Source organism: Yersinia sp. SCPM-O-B-9106 (C-191), assembly GCF_026183365.1.
GTDB lineage: Bacteria > Pseudomonadota > Gammaproteobacteria > Enterobacterales > Enterobacteriaceae > Yersinia > Yersinia rochesterensis.
On sequence record NZ_CP110791.1, the window covers coordinates 3,446,352 to 3,459,166 of the forward strand.

Sequence of the window (12,815 nt, forward strand, 5' to 3'; positions counted from 1 at the left end):
GTGATGGCTCATATTCGATACATCAAGCTGTAACCCAGCCCACGGTGGGTGCGGATCGGTGATTCTTCATCACAGGTCATACGCAGCTTTGAGCGCAGGGTTTTAATGTGAGTATCGACGGTGCGGTCTTGGCTCTCTTCCGCCTGCGCCCAGACAATATCCATCAATTGCTGGCGTGAAAATACGCGTTCAGGGGCCAGTAATAATGTTTTCAGCAACAGATATTCATAGCGGGTGAGCCATAAAACCTGCTGATGATAAGTAACTCGCGCCCCTGCTTCGTCCAGAGTGAAAGGGCCGAATTGATGCAGTGTGGCAGAGACAGTTCGTGTTTGTGACTTTTGCAGCCGCCGCAACACGGTGCGAACTCTGGCGCTCACCTCACGCGGTGAAAAAGGTTTGGCAATATAGTCATCAGCGCCGATTTCCAGACCGACAATCCGGTCCAATTCTTCGCTACGAGCGGTTAAAAACACCACAGGTAGCTCCGGCACCTGAGCCAATATGCGGCGGCACAGATCAAAACCATTGATATCAGGTAAGCCCACGTCAACTATCGCCAACGCAGGCGGGCCATCAGCAAGGGCGGCAAGAGCGGGTTGCCCCCGGTCAAACCACCGGAGGGTAAAACCTTCGCTTTCCAAGGTATAAATTAAGGTGTCGGCGATACTCGGCTCATCTTCCACCAGCCAGATTAAGGGCTTCATTAATTAATGCCCTCATCCGAGCCAAACGAATGACGCAACAGCAGACATAATTGCCGCCATTCCTCTTCTGGCATACTGTCAGCAGCCAACCATAAACGCTTACGGGTTGAGCGGTTGCTTGTCTGTTGTAAACTCAATAACACGCCATAGCGAGTGATCCAAGGCTGTTTAACGACCACCCATTCATGCCTTTTCCAGAGCACCACATTACCGGGTTTCAGCCTGATCTCGCCCTGACAAGACTTAATGTTTTTCTGGCTGCGGATACACTCAAACACCACCAGCGTCAGTAATACTAACCACAGTGCGGTATAGCCCTGAGGCCAAGGCGCAACCAATGTAAGTATCACCAAAACGCCATGCGCTAATAAGGAGAAGAGTTGAGTGTGCCAGGATACCCGCAGGTCACATCGCCACTGGGCCACGGGCTTTATTTCGTATTTGAATCAATTTGACCATTTGGCGCAGCTCGCTATCCTGCGGCTCCCCGTGATTCATCAGCCAGTTAAATAAGTCTGGATCATCACATTCAAGTAAACGAATAAAAACCTGCTTTTCGTTGTCACTCAAGCCATCATATTCATGTTCGAAAAATGGCATGATAGAGATATCCAGTTCACGCATACCCCGACGGCATGCCCAGTGAATGCGGGCTTTATTATCGATTTCCATGTCCTGATTGACTCCTCAATGAAGGATGCTGATAGGAAAATGGCGGTTTTTTTGCTGTTTTTTTAATCATATTCAGCACTCCGCCATAAAATCTGTGGTTATTGTACCTCAGATATCGTCGAATTTAGATATTGAATAATAATCCTCAATCCGTGGAATTACTGCTTGCAAAGCAACCCGGCTATTTTACCATTGGGGTATCGGTTCACTGTACTTTGCGGGCAGAGGTTATTTATCCGCAGGTACTCTTTCTTTTCAGGTAAACCATGGCTTATAACACTCCATTTACTGCACGACCACCGGTCGCCTCTTCTGAGCTGCCACTAACATTGATTTCACTTGATGACTGGGCGCTGGTGACATTAACTGGTGCGGACCGCGTAAAGTATCTGCAAGGGCAAGTCACGGCGGATATTGATGCTTTGCCCACTGACCAACATGTTCTGTGCGCCCATTGTGATGCTAAAGGGAAAATGTGGAGCAATCTGCGGTTATTTTATCGTGGTGAAGGGCTGGCCTTTATCGAACGTCGCAGTGTGCTTGATAACCAGTTAAGAGAGCTGAAGAAATATGCGGTGTTCTCCAAAGTGGTGATTGCCGCGCAACCTGATGCCGCTTTATTAGGAGTGGCGGGCGCACAGGCAAAAACCGCGCTGGCGAGTATTTTCGCCGAATTGCCTGATGCTGAACACCCAGTGGTACAGCAAGGTAATAGCACGCTGTTGCATTTTTCACTGCCCGCCGAGCGTTTCTTGCTGGTGATGGATGCCGAGCAAGCGCAGCAGTTAGTCGAAAAGCTGTCTGACCAAGCACAGCTTAATGACAGTAAACAATGGCTGGCATTGGATATAGAAGCGGGCTTTCCTATCATTGATACCGATAACAGTGCGCAATTTATTCCGCAAGCAACAAACATTCAGGCGTTGAATGGCATTAGCTTCAGTAAAGGCTGTTATACCGGGCAGGAAATGGTCGCCAGAGCAAAATACCGGGGTGCCAACAAACGCGCACTTTACTGGTTAGCGGGCAGCGCCAGTCGCGTGCCAACAGCCGGTGAAGATTTAGAATGGCAATTAGGTGATAACTGGCGGCGTACCGGTAGCGTATTGGCCGCCATAGCGCTCAATGATGGCACGGTGTGGGTTCAAGCGGTGCTGAATAATGATTTGGCCGCCGACAGTGTGCTGCGTGTACGTGATGATGTAGAAAGCGTGCTTAGTATTCAGCAGTTACCCTATTCATTGGCTGAAGATAAATAATATTTAATACTGGGAGGCTGGCTTCTCCAGCCTCCTAAAAATCAACGATTAAACGTACAAATAAATCGCCATAAAGTGGCAAACACTGCCGCCCAGCACAAAACCGTGCCAAATAGCATGGCCGAAGCGAATGCGCTTAGAGGCGTAGAAAATCACCCCCAATGTGTATAACAAGCCGCCAATCGCCAATAATGCTAACCCGCCAATCTCAAGCTTTACCGCCAGTTGATAAATCACAATCAATGACAGCCAACCCATCGTCAGGTAAGTCACTAATGACAACACTTCAAACCGATGCGCAAAGGCCAATTTGAAAATGACGCCCACCAGTGCCAGCCCCCATATCACGGCCATCAAACCGCGAGCCAGGGGAGAATCCAGCCCCACCAATAGAAACGGTGTATATGTCCCGGCGATTAATATGTAAATGGCGCAATGGTCAAATTTTTGTAGCCAGAGCTTTGCCCTGCGATGTGGGATGGCGTGATACAACGTTGAGGCCAAAAACAGCAAAATAATACTGCCGCCATACAGGCTATAGCTGGTCAGCGCCTTGGTATCAGCCCCATTATCTAGCGCCTGCACTAACAGCAAAACCAAACCGATAATCCCGAACACCACGCCAATACCATGGCTGATGCTATTGGCTATTTCTTCCGCCCATGGGTAAGACGGTGTTGTTGCTACCCCAGGAGCGGCCGGGGCCGTGGGTATAACTGATTTATTCTTCAATACTGATTATCCTGAAAATGAATCGTTATCTCATCCGCTGAGCACAATGACTGTATAAAATCCGTACAAAATCGGTACAGAAAAACTGCCAACAGATTAACTGAGAATAATTCCAGTGTACACGTGTACGCTTAAATATTCTGTCAATACATGTAACCCGTCATGTCTGTGGTTCAAAGTATTCAGGTGACAAATCTATTGGGAACAGCAATTATTACTCAGCGCCCAAAACAGCCAAAAACGAAGGGTTTACCCAAAGTCATTGGTGTTGCAGGTAGGCCGCAAACGAATAAGTCCCGATGAGCTGACACAAGTCAGTGATTCGGGTGCGTGAGAGCAGCAACACCGCTGCAGCGCCAAAAACGAAGGGTAATTTATGTCATTAGCAACACTAGATTTCGGCCCACTAACCGAAACCATTCAGTTTCTGATGGAAATCGATAAGCTGAAAGATATCCAGCGCCGGACCAAAGTGATTGCCAGTTTGCGTCAGGAAAACTCAGCCGAGCACAGTTGGCATTTCGCAGTGGCGGCTATGAGTTTGGCTCCCTACGCTGGCTCAGATATTGATATTAATCGCGTGATTAAAATGGCGCTGCTGCACGATATTGTCGAAATAGATGCCGGTGATGTCATCGTTTATGATCTGGCGGCCAGAGCGGCTATTCATGAGCAAGAAGTGGCTGCCGCCAAGCGCTTATTTGGCATGCTGCCCCCTGCATTAGGGGCACAATTTATGGCGCTGTGGGATGAGTATGAAGCGGAAGAAACTGCCGAGGCGCGCTTTGCGACGGTGCTGGATCGCATTTTACCCATGCTGATTAATCTGCATACTGAGGGTCAAAGTTGGATAGAAAATGGCATTCGGTTGCAGCAAGTGCTGGATCGCAACCTATTAGTTGCCGAATACTATCCTGAAATTTGGCAGTATTTGCTGCCACAGTTGCAGGTAGCACAGCAAAAAGGCTGGTTGAAGTAACCAAATCCCCGCTTATTTCCCACCGGCTAAATCCAACACACTGCCAGTGACATAAGAGGCATTTTCTGAGAGCAGCCAGACGATGGCTTCTGCCACTTCTTGTGGATGTCCGCCGCGTTTCATTGGCAGTGAATTTTTCACCCGGTCAACTCGGCCCGGCTCACCGCCGCTGGCATGTATATCGGTATAGATTAAACCCGGCCGAACCCCATTAACTCGGATGCCCTCTGCGGCCACTTCCAATGATAAACCGGTCGTCAGCGTATCAATAGCCCCTTTGGAGGCGGCATAATCCAAATACTCCCCCGGTGCGCCCAAGCGGGCTGCGGCAGAAGAGACATTAACAATCGCGCCGCCATTACCACCATGGCGCAATGCCATGCGCTTGACGGCTTCGCGGCTACATAAAAAATAGCCCGTCACATTGGTGCTCAACACTCGATTAATGCGCTCGGCAGTTAATCCCTCGATGGTGGTTTGCGGGAATAAAATACCGGCATTATTGACCAGCGCGGTGATCGGCCCTAGCTGGGCTTCAAGCTTTTCAAATAGCGCAACCACTTGATATTCATCGGCAATATCTGCCTGTATTGCCACCGCCAGCCCACCCGAGGCGGCAATTTCGGCCACCACTTGCCGAGCGGCTTGTTCATCATTGATATAATTTACTGCGACCCGATAACCATGCTTTGCCAGCAACAATGCCGTAGCACGGCCAATCCCCCGGCTGCCCCCTGTCACTAACGCGACTTTTTTATGCATCTCCCTGCCCCTTTATTCAGCCGTATGTATTTCTCTTAATTTGAAGAGTAAGCGTAGCCATTAGCCAGGTAAATACCAATAAAACAAAAGGGCCGCTTGCGCGACCCTTTTTCATTTACAACGCGTATTACTCATAGTCGGAAATCGGCACACACGAGCAGAACAAATTACGGTCGCCGTACACATCATCCAGACGTTTTACGGTCGGCCAATATTTATTCTCCATCACACCCGCGACCGGGAACACCGCCAGCTCTCGGCTGTAAGGATGCTGCCAGTCACCTACCAGCTCGCCCTGAGTATGCGGCGCATTCACTAACGGGTTGTCTTCCAGTGGCCATTCACCGCGGGCAACTTTCTCGATTTCCGCGCGGATAGCCAGCATGGCATCAATAAAGCGGTCTAACTCGACTTTACTTTCAGATTCTGTCGGCTCCACCATCAGTGTGCCCGCCACCGGGAAGGACATGGTGGGCGCATGGAAACCGAAGTCAATCAAGCGCTTGGCGATATCCATCTCGCTGATTCCCGTCGCTTCTTTCAGCGGGCGAATATCCAGAATACATTCATGCGCCACCCGGCCATCGTGACCGGTATACAGCACCGGATAAGCTTCTTTCAGACGAGTTGCAATGTAGTTGGCATTCAGAATCGCCACCTGACTGGCTTGCTTCAGCCCATCGGCCCCCATCATGCGGATGTACATCCAACTGATAGGTAAAATTGATGCACTGCCAAAGGGTGCCGCCGAAACCGCACCTTGTTGGGTGGTCATGCCGTCAATTTGCACCACACTGTGGCCGGGAACAAACGGCGCTAAGTGCGCTTTAACACCAATTGGCCCCATACCTGGGCCGCCACCGCCGTGTGGAATACAGAAAGTTTTATGCAAGTTTAAGTGGGAAACATCCGCGCCAATATAGCCCGGTGTAGTAATCCCAACCTGCGCATTCATGTTCGCGCCATCAAGATAAACCTGGCCACCAAATTGATGAACAATCTGACAAACTTCGCGGATGGTTTCTTCATATACACCGTGAGTCGACGGGTAAGTCACCATAATACAAGAGAGTTCATCGCCCGCTTCGCCCGCTTTTTGGCGCAAATCGTGCAAATCAATATTGCCTTGCTTATCACAGGCCACCACCACCACGGACATCCCGGCCATTTGTGCCGATGCCGGGTTCGTGCCGTGAGCAGAGCTTGGGATTAAACAGATATGGCGGCTCGCCTGATTGCGGCTTTCGTGATAGCGGCGGATAGCCAACAGACCCGCATATTCGCCCTGCGCACCCGAGTTTGGCTGCATGCAAACTGCATCATAGCCGGTCAATTGCACCAGCCATTGTGACAATTGGCCAATCATTTGCTGATAACCGGCAGCTTGCTCAGGCGGGCAGAATGGGTGCAATTCAGCGAATTCCGGCCAGGTGATCGGGATCATCTCGGCTGCGGCATTCAACTTCATGGTGCAAGATCCCAGCGGGATCATCGCCTGATTCAGTGCCAAATCTTTGCGCTCTAAACGATGCATATAGCGCATCATTTCAGTTTCGCTGTGATAACGGTTAAATACCGGATGAGTCAAAATAGGATCTTGGCGCAACATAGTCGATTGAATTGACTGGCTATTATGACTGATTTGGGCATCAAGTTGATCAATATCCAAACCATGATTATCACCGACTAACAAGGTGAACAAGGTTTGAATATCTTCGCGAGAAGTGGTTTCATCCAGCGTGATGCCCACAGCGCCGTGAATATCAGTGCGCAGATTGATACCGAAGCTCAATGCACGGGCCAGTACAGTGGCTTTATCTTTGACTTCAATCGTTAATGTGTCGAACCAATGCTGGAAACGCAGAGTCAGACCGGCTTGTTGCAAGCCCGCAGCCAGAATATCGGTCATGCGGTGAATGCGGCCAGCAATACGCTGCAAGCCTTGTGGGCCATGATAAACCGCGTACAAACTGGCGATATTGGCCAGTAACACCTGAGAAGTACAGATATTGGAGTTAGCTTTTTCGCGGCGGATATGTTGCTCACGGGTTTGCATCGCCATACGCAGCGCGGTATTACCGGCAGCATCGCGCGATACGCCAATAATCCGGCCCGGCATTGAGCGTTTAAACTCATCGCGACAAGCAAAGAAAGCAGCATGCGGGCCACCGTAACCCATCGGCACACCAAAGCGCTGAGCCGAGCCAAATACCACGTCAGCGCCTTGTTTACCCGGTGCGGTCAGCAGAACCAACGCCATAATATCAGCGGCAACACTGGTAATGATTTTGCGTTTTTTCAGCTCAGACAGCAGCGCTGAGTAGTCATGCAGCTCGCCAGTGGTACCGACTTGTTGCAGCAGCACCCCGAATACGCCCTCTAGCTCCAGCACTTTTTCTGCGCGGTCAACAATCACTTCAAACCCAAAGGTTTCAGCACGAGTTCGCACCACATCAAGGGTCTGCGGGTGGACATCATCGGCGACAAAGAAACGATTTGCGTCTTTGAGCTTACTGGCACGTTTTGCCAACGCCATAGATTCTGCGGCTGCGGTGGCTTCATCCAGCAAAGAAGCAGAAGCCAGATCCAGACCGGTCAAATCCTGAGTCAATTGCTGGAAATTCAGCAATGCTTCAAGGCGGCCCTGTGAAACTTCTGGCTGATAAGGAGTATAGGCGGTGTACCAGCCGGGGTTTTCCAGCATATTACGCAAGATAACTGGCGGGGTCAGAACCGGGCTGTAGCCCATGCCAATATAGGATTTATAACGCTGATTCTGGCTGGCAATCCCTTTAAGTTCCGCCAGCGCCTGATGTTCGGTCGCGGCATCGCCCACTGGTGGTGGGCTTGGCAATTGGATATCTGCCGGAACAATCTGCTGGATCAAACTGCTTAACGAGCTGGCACCAACAGCGGCCAACATTTGCTGTTGTTGTTCAGCTGAGGAGCCGATATGGCGCTGAATAAAAGCATCGTTATGTTCAAGCTGGCTGAGATTCTGAGTCATTTGCTACACATTCCTGAATAGGGCATGGGACGGGAGATATTTGAAATTAACCGCGCCTTGGAGAGGTTTTAGAAATACTCACAAAGCCGAACTAAGGGAAAGCACGTCGTTCGGGTCGTAGTGGCGTAAGCCACCGGAGCACCCGTAGACGTGGTCAACCCTTAGCTCATTGCACTTCACTCACCTCAGGCTTTTTTCATTTATTCTTCAATGGTCGCCAGATAAGCCTCGGCATCTAACAAATTCGCCAACTCACCCTCATCAGAAGCTTTGATGCTGAACAGCCAGCCATCAGTATAAGGCGCGCTATTCACCAATTCTGGGGAGCTTTCCAGCTCAGTATTCACGGCGATGATTTCACCACTGATTGGGGCATAAATGTCAGAAGCGGCTTTAACTGACTCGGCAACAGCGCAGTCGCTGCCCGCAGAAACTTCACTGCCCACTTCCGGCAAATCAACAAACACCATGTCGCCCAGTAACTCTTGCGCATGCTCAGTGATCCCGACGCTATACACACCATCGCCATCGGCACGAACCCACTCATGGGATGACGCATATTTTAAATCTGCTGGTACATTGCTCATTGCTGCTCCTTAAAAAGGGTAGAGCCAAAAAGTGTGGCTCGTAGAATGCGGAATACTCTAAATAATTACAGCGCGACCGGCTTACCCGCCCGCACAAAACCCGGTTTTGTGACGCGTACCGGCATTTCACGGTTACGAATTTGCACCACCGCACTTTCACCTATCCCCGCAGGGACACGAGCCAGAGCAATACTGAAGCCCAGTGTCGGCGAGAATGACCCGCTGGTTATCACACCAACATGCTGGTTACCTAAAGCATCAGAAAAATGCACCGGTAACTCATTACGCAATACGCCTTTTTCAGTCATGATCAAGCCGACCAGTTGCTCAGTGCCGTTCGCACGCTGTTTTTCCAGGGCTTCGCGGCCAATAAACTGGCGGTCTTCTGGCAACCAGGCCACTGTCCACCCCATATTGGCGGCGAGTGGCGAAATGCTTTCGTCCATTTCCTGGCCGTAGAGATTCATCCCCGCTTCCAGGCGCAAAGTATCACGTGCACCAAGGCCGGCGGGCTTCACGCCAGCGGCTAGCAATTGTTGCCAAAATTCAACCACCTGTTCTTTCGGTAGCGCGATTTCATAGCCTGCTTCGCCGGTATAACCGGTGGTGGCGATAAACAAATCACCAGCTTGAATACCAAAGAATGGTTTCATTCCTGTAATCGCTTGTTGCTGCTCAGGAGTCAGTAAGGTCGCCACTTTCTGTTGCGCTGTCGGGCCTTGCACCGCCACCAGTGCTAAATCGTCACGCACCGTCACGCCCACCTGATAAGGCTCAGCGTGCTGAATGATCCATTCCAGATCTTTCTCTCGGGTGGAGGAGTTCACCACTAAACGGAAATAGTCTTCGCGCAGGAAGTAGACAATTAAATCATCGATAACACCGCCGGAAGCATTCAGCATCGCGGTGTACAGGGCTTTGCCCGGTTGGGTCAGTTTGGCAACATCATTGGCTAACAGATAACGCAAGAATTCACGGGTTTGGGCACCGTGCAGATCGACAATTGTCATGTGCGAGACATCAAACATACCGGCATCTTGGCGCACGATATGATGCTCATCAATTTGAGAGCCATAATGCAATGGCATCATCCAACCATGAAAATCTACCATGCGCGCACCGCACGCCACGTGTTGGTCATACAGCGGGGTCTGCTTAGACATCTACTCTCCCTCAAACAGTTTCATGCAATGAGTGTTAGAGACTCTAACTCACCATAAACAGGCCTATACCCTAGATAGTTCGGGTTGCAGGAAGGCGGCAATTAAGCGAATCCCCAGGAGCTTACTCAAGTAAGTGACTGGGGTGAACGAAAGCAGCCAACACACCTGCAACGTGAAGTATGACGGGTCTACGCAAACGATACCTTTTGCCCAACGTTATCACCGAATTCATCAGGTAACCATAAGGTAAAATAGGCAATAGCACAGATTAAAACAACAAAAGGCAGGGGTATTGTGCAGAGTTTTCCACTGTAAAACTGCGCACGGAGGCACATAATTAACAATTAAAACGTAAAAATTGCGATGTTATATAACGAAACAACCAAAACCCTGTCAGAATCAACTTATCAGGTTTTGGTTGTGTGTGAGAAAAACTAATGCGAAAAGCAGGTTGGAATTAGATTATTTCAACTGAGGCGGATTTAGCGGGATAGAGGATTATTTATTCATCCAGCCAATCGGGCAAATCATTTAACCCCATCGCCTGGCGCACTAGCTGCGGTTTTACCCCCGGCAAATTATCCGCCAATGTCAAACCAATATCGCGTAACAGTTTTTTAGCCGGGTTATCACCCGCAAACAGTGAGCGGAAACCCTGCATGCTGGCAAGCATCATTGCGGCGCTGTGCTTACGGCGGCGTTCATAGCGGCGCAGATAAAGATGCTGGCCGATATCTTTACCCTGACGCTGCAAGCGCCGGAGTTCAGACACCAGTTCGGCGGCATCCATAAAGCCCAGATTCACGCCCTGCCCGGCCAACGGATGCACGGTATGGGCGGCGTCGCCAACCAGAGCCAGTCGGTGTGCCGCGAAACTGCGTGCATAACGCCCCATTAGTGGGAAAGTTTGGCGCTCACTTTCAAGCTGACATTGCCCCAGCCGCATATCAAATGCCATTCCCAGCTCGCGATTAAACTGCTCCGCGGGCAGTGTGGCTAATTCGGCAGCGCGTTCCGGGGGTAATGACCAGACAATCGAGCTAAGGTGTGGGTCACTAAATGGCAGGAATGCCAGAATGCCGTCGCCGTGAAATACCTGCCGTGCCGTGGCCAGATGCGCTTCTTCAGTGCGGATAGTGGCCACCAGCGCGTGATGGGCATAATCCCAAAATGTCAGTGGGATATCAGCATGTTGGCGTAACCAAGAGTTCGCACCATCAGCCCCAATCACCAACCGGGCGCTGAGCATCCGGTCATCCGTCAGAGTGATAAATGCTTCACTTTCGCCCCAAGCCACCTGTTTGATACTGGCGGGCGCCAGCAAAGTCACATCAACCAATTGGCTGGCTCGCTGCCATAGCGCCTGCTGAATCACTTGGTTTTCAATGATATGCCCGAGATGGCTAAAACCATATTCATCGGCGTGGAAAGCAATTTTCCCAAAACTGTCCTGGTCCCACACTTCCATGCCGCTATAAGGGCTGGCGCGCAGCGCTAAGATGTTTTCCCACACACCAATTTTTTGCAGTAATCGCTCACTGGCCGCATTGATCGCCGAAACCCGAAGCGCCAACTCACCGGTCACCGGCGCAGGTAGCGGCTCGGGCGCGGGTTGGTGTTCCAGAACGGCAATGCGCAGGCCACTGCCTTGTAAACCACAGGCCAGTGCCAAGCCGACCATTCCACCACCGGCGATTACTACGTCATATGATTGCATACCGAGATATATCCCATGAAAATATGAACTTTATTTACCCTATGGATTTTTAGCGCTCAACCCATCCCAATGTCCGCCGGGCGAAAGTATCACGGATTGCAGGTATCTGTTCCATCGACATTAAAGCCAGATTACGCCCCACCACCAACGGCCCATAGCGGTTGGCAAACAGGCGGATTAATCCATCGGTGACGCCGATGGTTGCCTGTTGATCATGTTGCCGCCGCTGTTGGTATTGACTGAGTACCGCATAATCGCCGGGATCTCTTCCTGCAAGGGCGGCTTGTGCAACAGTTTCCGCCAGTGACATCACATCGCGCAGCCCTAAATTAAAGCCCTGACCGGCAATCGGATGCAAGGTTTGAGCTGCATTGCCGACTAATGCCAGCCGATGACTGACATGGCGCGAGGCGGTGAGCAATTGCAGGGGGTAACTGTGGCGCTTGCCGGCATGCAGCATTTTCCCTAGCCGCCAACCGAAAGCCTGCTGTAGCTCGGCCAGAAAACGGGTGTCATCCCAGCTATCCACCTGCTGTCTATCTTGTTTGGCATGGCACCAAACTAATGAACTGCGCCCTTGAGACATTGGCAGTAGCGCCAATGGCCCATTGCGGGTAAAGCGCTCAAAAGCACGCCCATTGGGCAGTTCGGAGGTCGTGACATTGGCGATCACCGCGATTTGTTGGTAATCCTGCTGCTGCCACTGAATGTTACAAGCTTGAGCCAGTGCGGAATGGGAGCCATCCGCCGCCACCAATAATTTAGCGCTAAGTTGTTGGCCATTATCCAATGTCACCGTGGCAGATTCTGTCGTGCGCACCACATCAACCACTTTTGCCGGGCAATGTAAGGTCACACCCGGCGCTTTCTGTAACAAGGCGAATAGCCGATTACCGGCATCAAACAGCTCAATGACCTGACCCAGAGCCGGAACACGATAATCTTGCGCCCGAAGATTCACAAAGCCGGAATGTCCACTATCACTGACGTGAACATGTTCAATGGCGGTGGCACAGTCTGCCAATGCTGACCAGAGGCCAATGCTATCCAATTGCTGACAGGTTCCCTGCGCCAATGCAATGGCTCTGGCATCAAAACCTGGATGTTGGCGGCTGTCAGGAAGATGCGCTTCAATCAGCGCCACCGGTACCGCCCCTTTAGTGAGGGATGAAATAGCCAGCGCCAGTGTCGCGCCAGCCATACCGCCACCAACAATTATCACACTCATCA

General features: G+C 50.9%; 12 protein-coding genes. 2 read left to right on the forward strand and 10 right to left on the reverse strand.

The genetic code is table 11. The features are described from left to right. Positions 1-8 precede the first annotated feature (8 nt). The 3 genes from creB to sdhE are packed head-to-tail and all read right to left on the reverse strand — an operon-like array spanning position 9 to position 1,379. The gene (creB, locus tag OP863_RS15745) at positions 9-707 is read right to left on the reverse strand and encodes a two-component system response regulator CreB (RefSeq protein ID WP_265525525.1); all 699 of its coding nucleotides are present in this window, start codon (positions 705-707) and stop codon (positions 9-11) included. Beyond that, positions 707-1,132, reverse strand: a complete 426-nt coding sequence (locus tag OP863_RS15750; protein ID WP_038631074.1) for a protein YgfX — start codon at positions 1,130-1,132, stop codon at positions 707-709. The genes creB and OP863_RS15750 overlap by 1 nt, the downstream gene beginning before the upstream one ends. Then, positions 1,113-1,379 carry an FAD assembly factor SdhE gene (gene sdhE / locus OP863_RS15755; protein WP_038631072.1) on the reverse strand — a complete coding sequence of 89 codons (267 nt, stop codon included), beginning with the start codon at positions 1,377-1,379 and terminating at the stop codon, positions 1,113-1,115. Before sdhE ends, OP863_RS15750 begins: the two co-directional genes overlap by 20 nt. Positions 1,380-1,645: 266 nt before the next feature. Here sdhE and ygfZ point away from each other — a divergent pair, with 266 nt between their 5' ends. Continuing rightward, positions 1,646-2,638: a tRNA-modifying protein YgfZ gene (ygfZ, locus tag OP863_RS15760; RefSeq protein ID WP_265525526.1), complete on the forward strand. Its 993-nt coding sequence runs from the start codon at positions 1,646-1,648 to the stop codon at positions 2,636-2,638. A 48-nt stretch (positions 2,639-2,686) separates the two neighbouring features. On the opposite strand, the gene trhA is transcribed toward ygfZ, so the two are convergent. Beyond that, positions 2,687-3,370, reverse strand: a complete 684-nt coding sequence (trhA, locus tag OP863_RS15765) for a PAQR family membrane homeostasis protein TrhA (protein WP_038631068.1) — start codon at positions 3,368-3,370, stop codon at positions 2,687-2,689. Positions 3,371-3,746: 376 nt separating this feature from the next. Here trhA and OP863_RS15770 point away from each other — a divergent pair, with 376 nt between their 5' ends. Then, a complete protein-coding gene (locus tag OP863_RS15770) occupies positions 3,747-4,349 on the forward strand; it encodes an HD domain-containing protein (protein WP_145589608.1) in 603 nt (200 codons plus the stop codon). Positions 4,350-4,361: 12 nt separating this feature from the next. Here OP863_RS15770 and OP863_RS15775 read toward each other — a convergent pair whose 3' ends face one another. The 6 genes from OP863_RS15775 to ubiH form a co-directional block, all read right to left on the reverse strand. After that, entirely contained in the window at positions 4,362-5,111 is a 750-nt protein-coding gene (locus OP863_RS15775) for an SDR family oxidoreductase (protein WP_050292113.1), read from the reverse strand. Between the two features lie 127 nt (positions 5,112-5,238). Continuing rightward, positions 5,239-8,118 carry an aminomethyl-transferring glycine dehydrogenase gene (gcvP, locus tag OP863_RS15780; RefSeq protein WP_145589610.1) on the reverse strand — a complete coding sequence of 960 codons (2,880 nt, stop codon included), beginning with the start codon at positions 8,116-8,118 and terminating at the stop codon, positions 5,239-5,241. A 200-nt stretch (positions 8,119-8,318) separates the two neighbouring features. After that, positions 8,319-8,705 (reverse strand): glycine cleavage system protein GcvH, encoded by a 387-nt coding sequence (gene gcvH, locus OP863_RS15785; RefSeq protein ID WP_038631060.1) that lies wholly within the window; start codon positions 8,703-8,705, stop codon positions 8,319-8,321. Positions 8,706-8,770: 65 nt separating this feature from the next. Continuing rightward, positions 8,771-9,868: a glycine cleavage system aminomethyltransferase GcvT gene (gcvT, locus tag OP863_RS15790; protein WP_145589611.1), complete on the reverse strand. Its 1,098-nt coding sequence runs from the start codon at positions 9,866-9,868 to the stop codon at positions 8,771-8,773. A gap of 502 nt (positions 9,869-10,370) precedes the next feature. After that, the gene (ubiI, locus tag OP863_RS15795) at positions 10,371-11,585 is read right to left on the reverse strand and encodes an FAD-dependent 2-octaprenylphenol hydroxylase (RefSeq protein WP_145589612.1); all 1,215 of its coding nucleotides are present in this window, start codon (positions 11,583-11,585) and stop codon (positions 10,371-10,373) included. A gap of 49 nt (positions 11,586-11,634) precedes the next feature. Further along, complete coding sequence (ubiH, locus tag OP863_RS15800; protein WP_265525527.1) at positions 11,635-12,813, reverse strand: 2-octaprenyl-6-methoxyphenyl hydroxylase; 1,179 nt, start codon at positions 12,811-12,813, stop codon at positions 11,635-11,637. Between the last annotated feature and the right edge of the window lie 2 nt (positions 12,814-12,815).